Here is an 18,485-nt window from a genome sequence, read left to right as displayed (position 1 = left end):
GGCCGGAAACGCGTGGAGCGCTGTACGTACAAGGTACGTACAGCGCTCCACGGGAACTCGACCGAGGCGACCTCAGCCGTTGACGCGGGTGGTGAGGCCGGTCGGGCCGCCGGGGCGGCCGTGGCACTGCTTGAACTTCTTGCCCGAGCCGCAGGGGCACTGCTCGTTGCGGCCGACCTTGGCGTAGGGGTCGTCGGCGTTGGTGACGGTGTTGCCCTGCGCCTCGGCCTGGCCCTGCTCGTCCGGGCCGGAGAAGGCCAGGTGCTTGGGAGCCGCAGGCTTCTGCAGGCCCTTCGCGGTGATCTGCGGGGCGCTGGCCGACGCCTTGGCCGCCTCGGCCCTCAGCGCGGCGGAGATGTCCTGGAGGCCGCCAGCCTGCCCGACACCGACCGGCGGCTCGGCGAGCGCGCCCTCGTGCATCGGACCGGCGTGACGGGTGCCGTCGGGGTGGTAGTGGAACTCCGGTTCCGCCTGCTCGACCTGGACCTCCAGGTTGAACAGGTAGCCCACCGCGGCCTCCTTGATGCCGTCCATCATCGCGGTGAACATGTCGAAGCCCTCGCGCTGGTACTCGACCAGCGGGTCACGCTGCGAGTAGGCGCGCAGACCGATGCCCTCGCGCAGGTAGTCCATCTCGTAGAGGTGCTCGCGCCACTTGCGGTCCAGCACCGAGAGGACGACCTGGCGCTCGACCTCGCGCATGCCCTCGGAGCCGATCTCCTCCTCGCGGCGGTCGTAGGCCTCCTGGGCGTCCTTCTTGAGGAACTCGATGAGCTCCTGGCGGTCGAGGTCGTCCTTGCTGCCGCCGGCCTTCGTGATCAGGTACTTCGGCTCGACCGAGACCGGCCAGATCTGCTTGAGGTCGGTCCACAGCTGGTCGAGGTCCCACTCCTCGGCGTAGTCCTGAGTCGCTCCGGTGACCATGCCTTCGACGACGTCGTCGATGAAGCCCCGGATCTGCTCCTCGAGGTCGGCGCCCTCGAGCACCTCGCGGCGCTCGGCGTAGATCACCTTGCGCTGGCGGTCCATGACGTCGTCGTACTTGAGGACGTTCTTGCGGGACTCGAAGTTCTGGCCCTCGACCTGGGTCTGCGCGTTGGCGATCGACTTGGTCACCGACTTGGCCTCGATCGGCACGTCGTCCGGGATCTTCAGGGTGGTCAGGATGCGGTCGACCCACTCGCCCTTGAACAGGCGCATCAGGTCGTCCTCCAGCGACAGGTAGAAGCGGGACTCGCCCGGGTCACCCTGACGGCCGGAACGACCACGCAGCTGGTTGTCGATACGCCGAGACTCGTGACGCTCGGTGCCGAGGACGTAGAGACCACCCAGCTTGGTGACCTCCTCGTGCTCGGCGGCGACCTGCGCCTTGATCCGCTCGACGGTCGGTGCCCAGGCCTTCTCGTACTCGTCGGCGGTCTCGCCGGTGGGCTCCAGACCCTGCTTGCGGAGCTCCTGGTCAGCGAGGAAGTCGACGGAGCCACCGAGCATGATGTCGGTGCCTCGACCGGCCATGTTGGTGGCCACGGTGACCGCGCCCTTGTGACCGGCCAGCGCGACGATCTTCGCCTCGTCGGCGTGGTACTTCGCGTTGAGGACCGTGTGCGGGACGCCGCGCTTCTTGAGGATGTTGCCGAGGTATTCGGACTTCTCCACCGAGACGGTGCCGACCAGGACCGGCTGACCCTTCTTGTGGCGCTCGACGATGTCGTCGGCGACGGCCTCGTACTTCGCCACCTCGGTCCGGTAGACGAGGTCGGGCTGGTCCTTGCGGATCATCGGCTTGTTGGTCGGGATCGGGACCACGCCGAGCTTGTAGATCTTGTCGAACTCCGACTCCTCGGTCATGGCCGTACCGGTCATGCCGGAGAGCTTCTCGTAGAGGCGGAAGTAGTTCTGCAGGGTGATGCTGGCGAGGGTCTGGTACTCCTCGCGGACCTTCACACCCTCCTTGGCCTCGATCGCCTGGTGCAGGCCGTCGTTGTAGCGACGGCCGGCGAGCATACGGCCGGTGTGCTCGTCGACGATCAGGACCTCGTCGTTGGCCACGACGTACTCCTTGTCGCGACGGAAGAGCTCCTTGGCCTTGATCGAGTTGTTCATGAACGAGATCAGCGGGGTGTTGACCGCCTCGTAGAGGTTCTCGATGCCGAGGTGGTCCTCGACCTTGGTGATGCCACGCTCGAGAACGGCGATGGTGCGCTTCTTCTCGTCGACCTCGTAGTCGACGTCGCGGACCATGCTCTTGGCGATCGTGGCGAACTCGTCGTACCACTTCACGTCGTCCTCGGTCGGACCCGAGATGATCAGCGGCGTACGCGCCTCGTCGATGAGGATCGAGTCGACCTCGTCGACGATCGCGAAGAAGTGGCCGCGCTGGACCAGGTCCGCCATCGAGGAGGCCATGTTGTCGCGCAGGTAGTCGAAGCCGAGCTCGTTGTTGGTGCCGTAGGTGATGTCGCAGTTGTAGGCCTCGCGGCGCTGCGCCGGGGTCATCTGCGGCAGGATCACGCCGACGCTCAGCCCGAGGAAGCCGTAGATGCGGCCCATGACCTCGGACTGGTACTTGGCCAGGTAGTCGTTGACCGTGACGACGTGGACGCCCTTGCCGGCCAGCGCGTTGAGGTAGGCCGGGAGCACCGCGGTCTGGGTCTTGCCCTCACCGGTCTTCATCTCGGCGATGTTGCCGAGGTGGAGCGCCGCGCCGCCCTGGATCTGCACGTCGTAGTGACGCTGGCCCAGGACGCGCTTGGTGACCTCACGGACGGTGGCGAACGCCTCGGCCATGATGTCGTCGAGGTCCTCGCCGTTCTCCAGGCGTTGCTTGAACTCGTCGGTCATCCCGCGCAGCTCGTCATCGCTCATCGCGACGAACTCGTCCTCGATCGCGTTGACGGCCTTCGAGATGGCCTCGAGCTCGCGAAGGATCTTGCCTTCGCCGAGGCGAAGGATCTTGTCGAGAATTGCCACGGTGGCGGGCTCCTACTAGCGGCAGACAGATAGCACGCTCACTCTACCCACCTGCCGGTCGCCTGCTCACACCAACGGCGCAAGGAGCGGCGCCAGGTCGCCCTTCGGATCGACCGCGATGGCCTCCAGACCCAGCCAGCCGGCGAGCCGCTCGAGCTCGGCAGCCAGCTCCACGGCGGTCTCCACGGGGGCGTGCGGCTCGGTGAACGCGCCCTTGACCTGGAGGATTCCGCTCTTGCGGTCGGCCTTGAGGTCGACGCGGCCGACGATGTGCTCCCCGAGGAGGAACGGGAGCACGTAGTAGCCGTGGATCCGTTTCGGCGCCGGCGTGTAGATCTCGATCCGGTAGAAGAAGTCGAAGAGGGCCTCGGTGCGCTCGCGCTCCCAGACCAGCGGGTCGAACGGGCTCAGCAGCGCACGGGCATCGATACGGCGCGGCAGGCGGGACCCGGAGAAGAGGTACGCCTGCTTGCGGATGCCCTCGACCGTCACCGGCTCCACCTCGCCGGCGTCGATGAGCTCGTTCAGCGCGCGTGTCGTGTCGTCCACGCGCATCCGGAAGTAGTCGGCGATGTCCTTGGCGGTGCCGACCCCGTGGGACCTCGCGGCGCGGCGTACGAGCTCGCGGTGGGCCTCCTCCCTCGACGGCGTCGGCGCGTCGAGGTGGACCCGCGGGATGACCCGCTCGGGCAGGTCGTAGGCGACCTCGAACTGGTCGTTGCGGTGCGAGATCGCCAGCTCGCCGAACATGTAGAGGATGTCGAGGGTCTTGCGCGAGTCGGACCAGTTCCAGCCCCAGTGGTCCTTGGTCTGCGGGCCGGCGTCGTCGAGCGCCTTGGCCGCCTCGCGCGCGGTGAGCGCCCCCTGCTCGGCCACCAGCGCGAGCACCTTCTCCTTCATCCCGTCCGGCACGCTCCCCCACCACTTGGAGCCCTTCTGGGCGCGGTAGTGGTCCATCCGCCACTGCATGTGCGGCCACAGCTCGACCGGCATGAACGCCTGCACGTGCGCCCAGTACTCGACCATCCGCCGGTCCCGGTGCCCGCTGCTCGCGCGGTGCAGGAGCCCGGTGTCGTACGCCCCCATCCGGCTGTAGAGCGGCATGTAGTGCGCGCGCTGCAGGACGTTGACCGAGTCGACCTGGAGGACCCCGGTGCGCTCCAGCGTGCGCTGGAACGTACGCATCGTGGGGGTGGTGTGGGGCTTGTCGGCGAAGCCCTGCGCCGCCAGCGCGATCCGGCGGGCCTGCGAGCGGCTGAGTGTCTGAGAGCGGGGCACGAGTCCGACTCTAGAGCCGGTTCCGGACAACTCCCGTCCGGAACCGGCTCCATCGCCCGATCGCGGGTCAGAGCGGGCCGAAGACCTCGCCGACGTCCGCGTCGAGCCTGAGGGTGCCGAGCACGCTCAGGAGCCGGCGCTCCTCGAAGCGGAAGTGGGACTCCATGATCGCCGAGACGCCGTCGAGGTGCTTGCCGAGCTCCTCGGGGGTGGCGGCCCGGTCGACGGCGGCCTGGAGGCCGCCGAGGAGGTGGCCGATCATGGAGTGGTCCTGCTCCAGCTTGCGGATCGTCTCGCGCAGCTCGGGACGGGCTCGGGCGATCACCGGGAAGAGCTCCCGGTCCTCGCCCTCGTGGTGGCCGGTCAGGGCCGCGCAGAACCCGTGGCAGAACAGCAGCAGGTCACGGGCCGCGGGTTCGGCGGGATCTCCCGCGGCGATGGCCTCCTGCGTCACTCGCAGTGCCGTGCGCAGCCGGTCGTGGACCCGCCGCATCTCATCTGCCCAGGCGATCAGCCTGGTCTTCTCGCCCTCAGTCACGTGAGGGCGAAGGGGACGACAACATCAGTCGTGTTCCTTCGTGTCCGGCGCCTCCATGCCTGACACGGTCTGTCACCGGCACGCGACGCTGGCGTCAACCTAACAGCTCAGTCGACGTTGAGGAGCTTCTGGCGCACGGCGTACATGACCGCCTCCATGCGCGAGTGGGCCTGGAGCTTCTCCAGGATGTTGCGTACGTGGTTCTTGACGGTGTTCTCGGAGATGAACAGCCGCTTGGCGATCTCGCGGTTGTTGAGTCCCTTGGCGACCAGGCCGAGGACCTCGAGCTCGCGGTCGGTGAGCTTGGGGCCGGGGACCGGGGAGCGGTCCGGCCGGGACATCTGCTTGAACTCCTCCATCAGCTTGACCGCCATGGAGGGGCTGATCAGGGACTGGCCGTCGGCGACCACCCGGATCGCCTGGGCGACCTGGTCGATCGAGGAGTCCTTGAGGAGGTAGCCCATCGCGCCGGCCTTGACCGCGTCGTAGAGGTCGGCCTCCTCGTCAGAGACGGTCAGCATGATGATGTTGGCCGAGGGAACGGCCTCCTTGATCGCGACGCAGGCCTCGAGCCCGGTCTGCTTGGGCATGCGTACGTCGAGCAGCACGACGTCCGGAGCCGAAGCCGCGGCTCGCTCGGTGCCCTCGATGCCGTTGGTCGCCTCACCGATCACCTCGATCCCGGGCTCGCTCGCCAGCAGCGCGACCAGACCTCTCCGGAAGAGCTCCTGGTCGTCGACAACCAAGACGCGGACCGGCTCACGATCGGCACCAGATGTAGATGACACGAACGCATCATGGCACGTATCCCATGACACATGAGGGAATGGCCGGGACTCATCCATCTGAGGGATGGAAAAGTCCCGGCCGACGTGCTTAGGCGACAGCCCTCAGACGAGGTCTGCGCGGTTGAGCGCGATCACCCCGTAGTCGTATCCCCTCCGGCGGTAGACGACCGAGGGCCGCGTCGAGTCCTTGTCGATGTAGAGGTAGAAGTCGTGGCCGACCAGCTCCATCTCGTAGAGCGCCTGGTCGAGCGTCATCGGCTCCGCGGTGTGCGTCTTCTCCCGGACCACCAAGGGCCCCTCCCCCGTCACGGTGATCGGTCCGACCTGGTGCTCCCGGATCTCCTCCTCCTCGAACTGCTCCGACTCGGACGTCGTGGCCAGGCCGTCGGGCTCGATGCCCGCCAGTGCCTGTCCCACGGAAACCGGCGTACGACGGCCGCGGTGAACCCTGCGGCGGTCAGCGGCGCGGCGCATCTGGGAAGCCATCTTGTCGACAGCCAGGTCCAGCGCCCCCATCTTGTCCTCGGCACACGCCTCGGCCCGGATGACCGGACCCTTCGAGTACGCAGTGAGCTCGACGTGTACGGCGCCCTTGTGCTGGCGCGGGTTGGGCTCGTTGTCGACCTCCACGTTGATTCTGATGATCCGGTGGTCGTGCTTCTCGAGCTTCGCGAGCTTCTCTGCTACGTGAGCGCGATAGCGGTCTGAGACCTCGGCGTTGCGGGCCGTGACGACAACTTCCATGGGTACCTCCCGGTGTTTCGGGGTTGGCGGGATCCCGGATGGTCAGCGCATGTGACCTCCGGGGTACGGAGTCCGCCCGGCCGACCTGGTCTTCGACCCCACAACCGCCTGCAGAGGCTTAGCAGCTTGGTGCCACTCCACCTTCTCCCTGCTGGTTCCCGTATCTGACGGGAGGGCAGGGGCAGGACTTATCTCTAAGCCGCACCGTGATCCCCTGTCTCCAGGGTTACGTGGACCGTTTCGCCTGCGACTGGCATCGGCTTGCCGCTCGGATGCCCGCAGTGCGGACCTCCCTGCGACGCAACCACGGACCCAGGCGGACTCCATGTAGTGACGGTAGTTCGCCGATGTTCCCCATGAAAGGCCTTCAACAGAATTACATGGTGGTTTCCTACATTTGAACGCGAGACCGACGCTGGGTGGCCGCCACGGTTGCGATCGCCGTCACCTCCAGACCGACCGATTCCAGCGCTCGTTGAGCCTCCCGCGCGGTCGCGCCGGTGGTGATCACGTCGTCGCAGACGATGAACCTCGCCCGCGGGATCGTTCTGGCAAGTGTCCGGATGCCGGACGCCGGGCAGGTGATCGACCCGGCCAGGTTGGCCTGCCGCTGCCGTGAGTCGAGGCCGGCCTGGTCCGCGACGCCCGGTCTGGTGCGCAGCAGCCGGTGGTGGCGTACGCCGAGCCCGTGCTGCCTCAGCATCGCGGCTGCCCGGCGGGTGATGGCCGCGGTGCTGTCCAGGCCGCGCTCTCGCACCGACGCCGGCCGCGACGGGACCGGCACCAGGACCGTGGGACCGGCGCCGGTCTGCGCCATCGCCTCGAGGACGGAGAGCGCGAGCAGACCGGCCAGCGGCCGGCGCAGACCGAGGAGCTGGCGCTCCTTGAGCCCGATGACGAACTGCTTGAGGGTGCCCTCGTAGGGTCCCGCGGCGAAGGCCGGGACGATGCCCGGCGGCGCCGGGCTCGGCGGGCTCGCCCCGGCCCGGTCCGGGAGCGCGGCGTGGCAGTCGCGGCAGAGCAGGCGGCCCGGCCGGTCGCAGCCGACGCAGCGACCGCCCACGACCAGGTCGTGCCAGGCGTTGGCGAGGTCGAAGCGGAGCCCGAGACGATCAGGCACGGTTGCTCGAAGGCTCATGGGTCGAGTCGACCAGGGTGGCTGCCGCGGGGCAACCGGGTGCGGCGTACCTGTGGATAGAGCTGTGGAGAATCAGCCCTGGTAGGTGACGTCGGAGATGTTGGACGGCATCCCGAGGTCGAACCGGTCGAGCGGGTCGAGCAGGGTGGTGCCGGAGACGGCGTAGAGACGGGCCGAGGCCACCGGGGAGCCGACGACGCCGGTGACCCGGTCGCTGAGGGTGTAGCGCTCGCCGCTGGGCGCGCCGTCGAGCGAGACCGACTGGAAGAGCGCGGTCGAGCTGATCTGCTGGACCGCGACGATGGTGGTCGGCGAGGTCCAGGCGATGTCGGTGACCCGCATGGTCGCGGAATCCGGGTGCGGCAGCAGGACCGCCGACGTACCGGACACGATCTGGCCCTTGGAGGAGGCCTGCAGCCGGCTGACGACGATGCGGTCCGAGGACACGCCGTCGATCACCGCGACGAACCGGGTGCCGTCGCGCGAGACCAGGAACCGGGTCACGTTCTCGCCGGTGACGCCCGGGATGGCGACGCGCACGCGGCGGTCGCCGTCGACGTACATCACCCGGGCGCCGGTCGAGTCCTTGTCCACCAGCCACAGCCGGCCGGCGAGGTCCCAGGAGGGCCGGAGCAGCCGGGTGCCCTTCACGGGCGCCTGGGTGATCTCTCCGTCGCTGGCCAGCTTGCCGACGAGGACGCCGGTGCGGTCGGCGGTGATCGCGGCCGCGCTCGAGTTGGCGGCGTCGACGGCGACGTCGGTCACCCCGTGCGAGTCGGCCCAGCCGCCGAGCACCGGGACCCACGGGTCGCCGTTCTCGCCGGTGCTGGTCACCAGCGCACCATCACGCAACGCGTAGAGATCGACCCTGGCCGAGGTGCCGTTGGGGTCGTAGCCCCCGCTGCTGTCGACGTCGAACGTGTCGCCGTAGCCCGGCAGCACCACCGGCTCGCCGTCGATCGTGAGCCGGATACGTTCCACGCTGGCGTCCTGGCGCAGGGTCCAGGCGAGCTGGGCGCCCATGAGCTGGAGCTCCTCGGAGTCGAGGTCGCCCAGGTCACCGGCCAGGTCGACCTCGGCGACCCCGTCGCGGATGTTCACCGAGCGCGGCTCGTCGGCCGCGGCCGGGAGCGCGCTGCGGATCACGCCTCGCTCCTCCTCACCCGGGCCGCTCAGCAGGCTGGAGACGAGGGTGGTGGCGTAGGCGGTGCCCTTGGGCGCGAAGATCGGCTCCGGCACCAGGGTGTGGCCGGTCGGCTCGACGTAGTAGAGGTTGCTGCGGGCGAAATGGGTCAGGAACCAGTCCTCCTCGACCACCAGGGCGTCCGGGGCCGAGCTGATCCGCCACTCGCCCTCGGTGCGGGTCAGCTCGAAGTCGAGGATCGCCTGGGAGGCGGCCAGTGCACCGCGCCACACGCCGCGCTCGTCGAGCCAGCCGGCGTCCTCCAGCTCCACCGAGACCCGGGGTGAGGAGCCGACGTGGCTGCCGAGCTCGCCGTAGACCAGGGTGCGGCCGGCCGGCGCCCAGTTCTTCGCCGCGTCCTTGGTGAGGTAGCGGCGGGCGTAGGCCGTGCTCATCGGGGTGGCCTTCATCGCGTCGAGGAACCCGTCGACGATCTCCCCCGGTGATGCGCCCGCTCGTGGCGCGCCGGGGTTGTAGGGGATGAGCTCCTCCTGGGCGTCCGGCGCGGCCAGGTCGACGCGCTGCACGGAGCCGGAGTCGGGCACGCTCGAGCACGCCGAGACGAGGAGCGCGACCGCGGTCAGGACGACGGCGAAGAAGGACCTCACGATGCCTCCAGGGTGTCGCGGGCATCCGCGGGGACGAGTGGGAGCGGGCTGTGCCGCAGCGCGGCCCCGGCGTAGCGTGGGAGCGTGAGCCGGAACTGTGCCCCCTGGTCCGGGCGACCCCAGGCCTGCAGCCAGCCGCCGTGGAGGTGCGCGTCCTCGAGCGAGATCGACAGGCCGAGGCCGGTCCCGCCGCTGGAGCGGTCACGCGCGGGATCGGCCCGCCAGAACCGGTTGAAGACCAGGGCCGTCTCTCCCGGGGCGAGCCCGACCCCGTGGTCGCGCACGGTCAGCGCGGCGGCGTGCTCGTCGCTGTCGACCCGGATGGTGACGGTCTGGCCCACGAGCGCATGGTCGGTGGCGTTGGCCACCAGGTTGCGTACGATCCGCTCGACCCGGCGATGGTCGACCTGGGCGATGCACGGGTGGTCCGGGGCGACCACCTTGAGCTCGATGTCGCGCTTGGCGGCCAGCGGTTCGTACGCCTCGACGACGGCCTGGGCCAGCGCGGTCAGGTCGGTGTCGTAGAGGTCGAGCACCGCGGCTCCGGCGTCGAAGCGGCTGATCTCGAGCAGGTCGCCCAGGAGGGTCTCGAACCGGTCCAGCTCGGTCTGCAGCAGCTCGGCCGCCCGGGCTGTCGGCGCGTCGAACCGGTCCCTGGCCTCGTGGAGGACGTCGCTGGCCATGCGGACGGTGGTCAGCGGCGTACGCAGCTCGTGGGAGACGTCCGAGCTGAACCGTCGCTGGACCCGGGAGAGGTGCTCGAGCTGCCGGATCTGGTTCTGCAGGCCGCTGGCCATCTGGTTGAACGAGATCGCCAGGCCGGTGAGGTCGTCCTCGCCGTGCACGACCATCCGCTCCTCGAGGCGGCCGGCGGCGAGTCGTTCCGCGGTCCGGCGGGCGATCCGGATGGGCGTGACGACATGGCGGGTCACGATCCAGCTGCCGACGCCGATCAGCAGGATGAGGATCGCGCCGGCGGCCAGCAGCCCGCGGGTGATGACGCCGAGCGTCTCCTGCTCCTGGTCCATCGGGAACAGGAAGTAGATGTTGTAGGTGTCGTCGTGCAGCTCCAGCTGCGACCCGATCACGATGCCGGGTGTCGAGGAGCGCTCGCCGTCGTCGTAGGAGATCCGGGTGTAGGTCCAGGCCGGCTCGGCACGGATCGTCTGGAACCGGTCCTCCAGGGCCCGCGGGACGCTGCGTACGTCCACACCGGGTGTCCACTCGACACCGTCGTCGCTGATCCGGCCGGAGGTCGACGTCACCGGACCGGCCATGACCACGCCGTAGCCGCGCGAGAGGCTGCGCTGGATGATCGGGTCACCCAGGTCGTTGCGCTGCAGCGGCGTGCCCCCGTTGGCCCCCGAGGTCTCCGCGATGCTGGAGCGGGCCGCGGAGAGCTCCTCGGAGGCCTCCGCCTTCGCCGCCGCGACCCGGTCCTGGACCAGCTCGTCGCCGATCTGGTCGAGCAGGATCAGCCCGACCAGGCTGACGGCGGCCGCGGTGAGCAGCACGGTGTAGACCACGACACGGGTCTGGATCGACCGGCGCCAGGTGGTCAGGAGCTTCTTGGGCGTCCGGGCGGCTGCGCGGACGACCTGCTGGAGTGTCACACGGGCCCTGCCTTGTAGCCGACGCCACGGACGGTGACGACGATCTCGGGATTCTCCGGGTCGTGCTCGACCTTGGAGCGAAGTCGCTGGACGTGCACGTTGACCAGCCGGGTGTCGGCGGCGTGCCGGTAGCCCCACACCTGCTCCAGCAGCACCTCGCGAGAGAAGACCTGGTGGGGCTTGCGGGCCAGACACTCGAGCAGGTCGAACTCCAGCGGGGTGAGCTGGATCTGCTCGCCGCCACGGGTCACCTGGTGGCCGGCGACGTCGATGGTGAGGTCGCCGATCTCCAGGATCTCGGGCAGCGACTCGCCGTGCCTGCGGACCCGGGCCCGGATCCGCGCGATCAGCTCCTTGGGCTTGAACGGCTTCACCACGTAGTCGTCGGCCCCGGACTCCAGCCCGACGACCACGTCGACCGTGTCGCCCTTGGCGGTGAGCATGACGATCGGCACGCCCGACTCCTTGCGGATCTGCTTGCACACCTCGATGCCGTCCATCCCGGGAAGCATCAGGTCCAGCAGCACCACGTCGGGCTTGTAGTTGTGGAAGGCCGGCAGCGCCAGGTCACCACGAGCGACCAGCTGCGAGTCGAAGCCCTCCTGTCTCAGCACGATCGCCAGCATCTCGCTCAGCGAGGCATCATCATCGACGACGAGGACCTTTCCCTTGGCGGGCTGGTCGGGAGCGCTGCGATCGGCCATGTGTCCGATTCTGTCACCCGGTGCGTGCGACGCATCACATGAGCCACCCGAAAACGCCGCGTCGGCGCGTCTGCCCCGGTCTTGTGGGACGGACGCGCCGACTCGGACGGTGATCAGTAGCGGTAGTGGTCCGCCTTGTAGGGACCCTCGACCGGGACGCCGAGGTAGTCGGCCTGAGCCTGGTTGAGCTCGGTCAGCTCGACGCCGAGGGCGTCGAGGTGGAGGCGGGCGACCTCCTCGTCGAGCGCCTTGGGCAGGACGTAGACGCCGATCGGGTAGTCGTCGGTCTTGGTGAAGAGCTCGATCTGGGCCAGCGTCTGGTTGGTGAAGGAGTTCGACATCACGAAGCTCGGGTGACCGGTGGCGTTGCCCAGGTTGAGCAGGCGGCCCTCGGAGAGCACGATGATCTTCTTGCCGTCGGGGAAGATCCACTGGTGGACCTGCGGCTTGATCTCGTCCTTGACGATGCCCGGGATCTTCGCGAGGCCGGCCATGTCGATCTCGTTGTCGAAGTGACCGATGTTGCCGACGATGGCCTGGTTCTTCATCTTCTCGAAGTGCTCGACCCGGATGATGTCGAAGTTGCCGGTCGTGGTGATGAAGATGTCGGCGGTCTCGACGACCGACTCCAGGCGGCGGACCTCGTAGCCGTCCATCGCAGCCTGCAGCGCGCAGATCGGGTCGATCTCGGTGACGATGACGCGAGCACCCTGGCCGCGCAGCGACTCCGCCGAGCCCTTGCCGACGTCGCCGTAGCCACACACGACGGCGACCTTGCCGCCGATCATCACGTCGGTGGCGCGGTTGATGCCGTCGATGAGCGAGTGGCGGCAGCCGTACTTGTTGTCGAACTTCGACTTGGTGACCGAGTCGTTGACGTTGATCGCCGGGAAGAGGAGCGAGCCCTCCTTGAACCGGTCGTAGAGGCGCAGGACACCGGTGGTGGTCTCCTCGGTGACGCCCTTGATGCCGTTGGCGATGTTGGTCCAGCGCTGCGGGTCGTTCTTCAGCGACCGGTCGAGGACCCGAAGGACCTCCTTGAACTCCTCGTTGTCGGTGGAGTCCTGGCCCGGCACGGCGCCGGCCTTCTCGAACTCGACACCCTTGTGGACGAGCAGCGTGATGTCGCCGCCGTCGTCGAGGAGCATGTTGGGGCCGATCTTGTTGCCGGCCTCGTCGGTGAAGTCGAAGACCTTCTCGGCCTCGTCCCAGTACTCCGCCAGGGTCTCGCCCTTCCAGGCGAAGACCGGGGTGCCCTGGGGGTCCTCCGGGGTGCCCTTGCCCACGACGACGGCCGCGGCGGCGTGGTCCTGGGTCGAGAAGATGTTGCAGGTGGCCCAGCGCACGTCGGCGCCGAGGGCGGTCAGCGTCTCGATGAGCACGCCGGTCTGGATGGTCATGTGCAGCGAGCCGGCGATGCGGGCGCCCTTGAGCGGCTGGTCCTTGCCGTAGCGCTCGCGCATGGCCATCAGGCCCGGCATCTCGTGCTCGGCGAGGGTGAGCTCCTTGCGGCCGAACTCGGCCAGGCTCAGGTCGGCAACCTTGTAGTCCATGGTTATTCCTTACCGAATGTCATGCGGGCCTGCGTCGCGCATCTGCGCACCAGCGGGATCTCCCACGCAGGGTCTTCCCAGACTACAAGCGGCCCTCGGCGTCCGCGGTAATCCTGGACGGCGAACGCCACATGATCATCAGGTGACTCATCACCGCACCTGCGACCAGCGGCAGCCCGACCAGCGCGACCGCCACCGGCACCCCGATGACACCGGACCCGAGACCGACGAAGGCGTACGTGACCAGAGCCACCGTCTCCTCCCCCACCCCGAGCACGCTGGTCACGGTGGCCCGGGCGGGGCCCTGGATGCTGTCCTGGAGCCGGGTCTCGGCCACGATCATGGCGTTGTTGAGCAGGCCGTAGCCGAGCGCGATGCCGAGGAAGCCCACATAGGGGTGCACGAGCGCACCCGCGGAGATCAGCGCTGCCCCTGCCCCGACGACCGCCGCGAGCGTACGTGGTGACATCCGCGCGGTGCGGCCGGCCAGCGCCGTGCCGACCGCCTGGGCGAGCGTGGCGAGCGCGACCAGGACCGGGACGGTGGTCGCCGCGACGCCATGGGCATCGGCGACCAACGGGAAGAACTCGTCGTACGCCGTCATCCCGACCAGCACGGACGCCACCAGCAGCGCGCGGCGTACCGAGGGGGTGCGGGATGCCTCGGAGAGTCCGGCGCGGAGCATCACCAGATATCCGGCGGCGCCCTCGTCCGAGTCACCGTCCGTCTCACGTCCACCGTGGCGCGCCGACCGCGACACCGGCAGCGTCGCGGCCAGGAGGCCCTGGACGAGCGCCACCCCGATCGACGCCACCCCGACCAGCTGATAGCCGCCGGCGTGCAGCAGCGGCACCGCCGCCAGCTCCGCGAGCAGGGTGAACACCAGCGCGGAGGAACGCGCATTGCCGATCAGGCGCGGGTAGCGCGCGCGTTCACCACGCACCACCAGGTCGTCGTAGAGCAGCGCCTCGAAGGTTCCCGACATCAGCGCACCGGACACACCCCACAGCACGAAGCCCAGGGCGAACCCGGCGTACGACGGCCACCACGTCCAGGCCGCGAACGCGGCGGCATGGATGAGCGCCGAGGCCACCAGCAGGTGGCGTCGGTCGACGGTGTCGGCCCAGGCACCGGAGGGCACCTCGGCGACGAACGCCGTCACCGACCAGATCACGAACAGCGACGAGATCTGCCCGGCGGAGAGCCCGTGCTCGGCGAAGAGCAGGGCGTAGACCGCATAGAGCGGGACCGCGTCACGCGAGGCGTGGTAGGCGAGCACACGCAGCGTACGGCTGCGCTCGGAGAGGTCGTGCCCGGAGAGTTAGATCGGGTGCATGCTCCGAGGCTAGCCCCGGAATCCGCCGACGGTCAGTGCTTTTTCTTGAACGGCAGCAGGTGGAGCACGCCGACCACGATCGCGCCGACGATGAGGCCGACGACCGCGGAGAAGAAGGTGTTGACCAGCCAGCCGGCTGCCGCGCCGACGGCACCGAGCGCGTGGTGGACCTCTTCCTCGAGGTGGTGGACGGTGTCGTAGGGCCACGACCAGCCGGGGTGGCCGGCGGCGAGACCGTTGACGTCGTGGAGACCGACCAGGATCAGGTGGCCACCGACCCAGAGCATCGCGACGGTGCCGACGATCGAGATCACGGTGAGCACCTTCGGCATGGCCGAGACCATGCCCAGGCCGAACCGCTGGGCGAAGGCGCCGGAGCGCTGGGAGAGCGAGAGGCCGACATCGTCCATCTTCACGATCAGGGCGACGACGCCGTAGACCACGATCGTGATCAGGAAGGCGACCGCGACGAGCGCGCCGAGGCGCATCCAGAAGCCCTGGTCGATGACCTCGTTGAGCGCGATCACCATGATCTCGGTGGAGAGGATCAGGTCGGTGCGTACGGCTCCGGCGATCATCGTCTTCTCGGCCTCGGGCCCCTCGAGGACGACCGGCGTCTCGTGGGTCTCCGCGTGCGGCCGGACCCACTCCAGCACCTTCTCGACGCCCTCGAAGGCGAGGAAGGCACCACCGATCATCAGGATCGGGGTGATCGCCCACGGCGCCCACTGCGCCAGGATCAGCGCCACCGGAAGGATGATCAGCAGCTTGTTGCGCAGCGAGCCGAGGGCGATCTTCTTGATGATCGGCACCTCGCGCTCGGCGGCGATGCCGTGGACGTACTGCGGCGTCACGGCGGTGTCGTCGATGACGACACCCGCGGCCTTGGCCGAGGCTTTGCCGGCGGCAGCGCCGACGTCGTCGACGGACGCAGCCGCCAGCTTGGCGATGGCGGCTACGTCGTCGAGGAGTGCGAAGAGTCCGGCGCTCATGCCGTCGCCTCCGTCGCGAAGGGCGAATAATACGGAGGCGACGGCCTGAGGCTTACTGTCGCTCGCTGACGCTCGCTCATGACCGGAACCTTAGCGGGTGGTGCGTGCTACTCGACGCCCTGCTCCCGGAACCGCTCCGAGAGCGGGTACTCACGGAAGTAGTCCGTCTTGATCCGCAGCCAGGTGCCGTCGACGATCATCTCGTCGATCGCGTCGTCGGCCTGGTCCTTGAGCCCGTCGCCCTTGCGGAAGACGAAGGCGATCGGAGCCTTGTCGGAGGGGTAGACGATCCGCTCCTCCATCGGGATCGGGGCACTCTTGATCAGCCCCTCGGTGAACGGCGCGTCGTAGAAGAACGAGTCCGCCTTGCCCGAGGCGACTGCCTCGAGCGCGGCCGCCTCGTTCTTCCGCTTCACGATCTCGGCCTTGGGGAACCGCGCCTTGAGGATGCTTTCCTGCGCGGTGCCGTCCACGATGGCGACCCTGGTGCCGTTGACGTCCTTGAGCTTCTTGATCGGTGAGTCCTTCGGGGTGGTGAAGGACAGGTAGGTGACGAAGTAGGGGTGCGAGAAGTCGTAGACCTTCTCGCGTTCCTCGGTCACGCTCACCTGGGACGCGATCATGTCGATGTCGCCCGCGTCGAGCGCGGTGAACAGATCGGCGAAGTCCATCGGGACGAACTCCGGCTTGATGCCGAGGGACTGCGTGACGCCGAGGGCCATCTCGTAGTCGAAGCCTTTGGCCGAGGATCCTTCGTGGTAGTACACCGGCCTGCTGTCCAGCACGCCGATCTTGAGAGCTCCGTCGTCGGCAGCGCTGCTGCGCCTGGCGGAGGACGGGCCGGTCGTCTCCACCGTGTTGGAGACCACGATCAGGATCACCAGAAGGGTGACCGCGCCCGCAAGGATGAACTTCAGGGATTTCATACGACGTCCTGGTGTGGGGGAGGGGTGCGCCGAGACACGCGACCCGGGGCGAGCCGGGCCAGCGGGCATCGTAGGCTACTGGACTTCAGGCGCCCCAAAGTGGGGCGAGCGGGTTCAGGCTCAGGCGCCCTTGTCCTTGAAGACCTCCGAGAGCGGGTACTCCTTGAAGTACTCCTTCTTGATCTTCAGCCACTCCCCGTCGAGGATCATCTGCTCGAGAACCTCGTCGACCTGGTCCTTGCGCCCGTCGCCCTTCTGCATGACGAAGCCGATCGGGGCGTCGTCGGCCGGGTAGACGATCGCCTCCTTCAGCGGGAACCTGTCCTGCCAGCGAGCGATGATCGGCGTTGTGTAGGGGGCGTCGTAGAAGAACGCGTCCGCCTTGCCGTCCTGGATCGCCTTGATCGCGGTGTCCTCGTCCTTGGCCTTGATGACGTTGACGTTCTCGTACTGCTCGTCGAGGTAGCGCTCGTGGATGGTGCCCTCGACGACCGCGATGTTCTTGCCGTTGATGTCGGCGCGCGTCTTGATCGTGGAGTCCTCCGGGGTGAGGAAGGACAGGTACGTCACGAAGTAGGGAGCCGTGAAGTCGAAGTCCTGCTTCCGCTCCGCGGTCTCGGTGACCTGAGCGCCGATCATGTCGATCTCGCCGGCCTCGAGCGCGGTGAAGAGGTCACTGAACTCCATCACGACGAACTCCGGCTTGGCACCCATGCCTTCGGCGACACCGAGCGCCATCTCGTAGTCGAAACCCTTGGTGACGCCGTCGACCTTGTAGTAGGCCGGCTCGGTGCCGTCCACGCCGATCCGCAGAGTGCCGCCAGCCGCGGCACTCTCCTGTTCGGTCGCCTTCGGTGCCGGGTCGGCAAAATAGCCACCGATGACGAGGACCCCCAGGAGGGCCAGGGCGCCGGCGACGACAAGCTTGATGTGGTTCATGCGAAAGTCCTGTTTTTTCCGGGATGGTGGGGCATGCCCGTCACGTCGGCGCCGAGAATCCACGACGTGCTGGCCACGAGTGGCCGGACGAGGTTGCATCAAACACCTGTCCAGTCCCCCACGTCCAGGTTTTCGACGATCATCGTTACGTTCCGTGTCTGAACCTTCACCGTGGCCCGTGACACAGATCACGCGCATCGTTCACCAAATCGATTGATTCGTCATCCTTCGTATTCAAACACAGGATTCCGCGCTTCAGACGCCCTTTTCCTTGAAGACCTCGGAGAGCGGATCCGCCTCGAAGTAGTCCGTCTTGATCTTCAGCCACTCCCCGCTGAGGACCATGTCCTCGATGACGCCGTCGATCTGCTGCTTGCGCTCGTCGCCCTCGCGGACAACGAACCCGATCGGGGCGTCCTGGGCCTGGTAGACGATCGGCTCGGTCAACGGGATGGGCGAGTCCTCGATGATCGACGCGGAGTACGGAGCACCGTAGAAGAACGCATCGGCCTCCCCCCTTCGCATCGACGTGACCGCGGCCGCCGCATCCGGGGCCTTGACGATGTTCACGTCCTCGTACTGCTCCCGGAGGTAACGCTCGTGGACGGTGCCCTCGACGACTGCGATGCTCTTGCCGTCGACGTCGTCGCGGCTCCGGATCGTCGACCCCTTGGGAGCGAGGAAGGACACGTACGTCACGAAGTAGGGAGCGCTGAAGTCGAACTCCCGCTCCCCCTCCTCGGTCTTGGTGACCTGGGCACCGATCATGTCGATCTTGCCCGCCCGAAGGGCCGGGTGGAGCTCGTTGAAGTCCATCTCCACGAACTCCGCCTCCGCGCCCATGCCCTCGGCGACGCTGCGCGCCATCTGGTAGTCGAAGCCCTTGGCGACCCCGTCGACCTTGTAGTAGGCCGGCTCGGCGCTGTCGACACCGATCCGAAGGGTGCCGCCGACCGTGGCGCTCGCCTTGTCGCTCGCAGAGGGGGCCGGATCGGAGAGCCGGCCGCTGAAGACGATGGCGCCGAGGATCGCCAGGGCACCGGCGACGACGAACTTGGTCTGGTTCATGGGAGGGGGATCCTGTTCCAGGGAGGGGGATGCGGCCTGATGTGACCGATTTGTTGCCAAATCAAACAGGAGCCCACTCTCCGGCGTCCAGGGGTCTCACATCATGG

The 18,485-nt window shown here is 68.0% G+C and carries 15 protein-coding genes; all 15 read right to left on the bottom strand.

Going from position 1 to position 18,485, the window contains the following annotated elements; translation table 11 throughout:
• Positions 1–72 precede the first annotated feature (72 nt).
• Positions 73–2,970, bottom strand: a complete 2,898-nt coding sequence (gene secA / locus HD557_RS04265; RefSeq protein WP_008364132.1) for a preprotein translocase subunit SecA — start codon at positions 2,968–2,970, stop codon at positions 73–75.
• Positions 2,971–3,036: 66 nt separating this feature from the next.
• Positions 3,037–4,248, bottom strand: coding sequence for a winged helix-turn-helix domain-containing protein (locus tag HD557_RS04260; protein ID WP_008364130.1), 1,212 nt, complete (start codon positions 4,246–4,248; stop codon positions 3,037–3,039).
• Positions 4,249–4,315: 67 nt separating this feature from the next.
• Positions 4,316–4,786, bottom strand: a complete 471-nt coding sequence (locus tag HD557_RS04255) for a hemerythrin domain-containing protein (protein WP_196872911.1) — start codon at positions 4,784–4,786, stop codon at positions 4,316–4,318.
• 107 nt (positions 4,787–4,893) lie between these two features.
• Positions 4,894–5,574, bottom strand: coding sequence for a response regulator (locus HD557_RS04250; protein ID WP_045547972.1), 681 nt, complete (start codon positions 5,572–5,574; stop codon positions 4,894–4,896).
• Between the two features lie 102 nt (positions 5,575–5,676).
• Positions 5,677–6,318, bottom strand: a complete 642-nt coding sequence (gene hpf / locus HD557_RS04245; protein WP_008364127.1) for a ribosome hibernation-promoting factor, HPF/YfiA family — start codon at positions 6,316–6,318, stop codon at positions 5,677–5,679.
• A gap of 391 nt (positions 6,319–6,709) precedes the next feature.
• Positions 6,710–7,456, bottom strand: coding sequence for a ComF family protein (locus tag HD557_RS04240; RefSeq protein WP_231380171.1), 747 nt, complete (start codon positions 7,454–7,456; stop codon positions 6,710–6,712).
• Positions 7,457–7,528: 72 nt separating this feature from the next.
• A complete protein-coding gene (locus HD557_RS04235) occupies positions 7,529–9,247 on the bottom strand; it encodes an LpqB family beta-propeller domain-containing protein (protein WP_196872910.1) in 1,719 nt (572 codons plus the stop codon).
• Positions 9,244–10,860 (bottom strand): MtrAB system histidine kinase MtrB, encoded by a 1,617-nt coding sequence (gene mtrB / locus HD557_RS04230; protein WP_008364122.1) that lies wholly within the window; start codon positions 10,858–10,860, stop codon positions 9,244–9,246. Before mtrB ends, HD557_RS04235 begins: the two co-directional genes overlap by 4 nt.
• Positions 10,857–11,564 carry an MtrAB system response regulator MtrA gene (gene mtrA / locus HD557_RS04225; protein WP_196872909.1) on the bottom strand — a complete coding sequence of 236 codons (708 nt, stop codon included), beginning with the start codon at positions 11,562–11,564 and terminating at the stop codon, positions 10,857–10,859. Before mtrA ends, mtrB begins: the two co-directional genes overlap by 4 nt.
• Before the next feature lie 113 nt (positions 11,565–11,677).
• Positions 11,678–13,117 carry an adenosylhomocysteinase gene (gene ahcY / locus HD557_RS04220; protein ID WP_008364118.1) on the bottom strand — a complete coding sequence of 480 codons (1,440 nt, stop codon included), beginning with the start codon at positions 13,115–13,117 and terminating at the stop codon, positions 11,678–11,680.
• Between the two features lie 82 nt (positions 13,118–13,199).
• Positions 13,200–14,396: an MFS transporter gene (locus HD557_RS04215; RefSeq protein ID WP_196872908.1), complete on the bottom strand. Its 1,197-nt coding sequence runs from the start codon at positions 14,394–14,396 to the stop codon at positions 13,200–13,202.
• An 89-nt stretch (positions 14,397–14,485) separates the two neighbouring features.
• On the bottom strand, positions 14,486–15,445 hold the full coding sequence (locus HD557_RS04210) for a DUF808 domain-containing protein (RefSeq protein ID WP_008364113.1): 960 nt from the start codon (positions 15,443–15,445) through the stop codon (positions 14,486–14,488).
• 107 nt (positions 15,446–15,552) lie between these two features.
• On the bottom strand, positions 15,553–16,371 hold the full coding sequence (locus HD557_RS04205; RefSeq protein WP_196872907.1) for a substrate-binding periplasmic protein: 819 nt from the start codon (positions 16,369–16,371) through the stop codon (positions 15,553–15,555).
• 120 nt (positions 16,372–16,491) lie between these two features.
• A complete protein-coding gene (locus HD557_RS04200; RefSeq protein ID WP_196872906.1) occupies positions 16,492–17,310 on the bottom strand; it encodes a substrate-binding periplasmic protein in 819 nt (272 codons plus the stop codon).
• 255 nt (positions 17,311–17,565) lie between these two features.
• Positions 17,566–18,378, bottom strand: a complete 813-nt coding sequence (locus tag HD557_RS04195; protein WP_196872905.1) for a substrate-binding periplasmic protein — start codon at positions 18,376–18,378, stop codon at positions 17,566–17,568.
• Positions 18,379–18,485 lie beyond the last annotated feature (107 nt).

Source organism: Nocardioides luteus (genome assembly GCF_015752315.1).
Taxonomy (GTDB): Bacteria; Actinomycetota; Actinomycetes; order Propionibacteriales; family Nocardioidaceae; genus Nocardioides.
The sequence above is the reverse complement of the archived record's forward strand: the minus strand, read 5'-3'. Positions and strand labels throughout refer to the sequence as shown.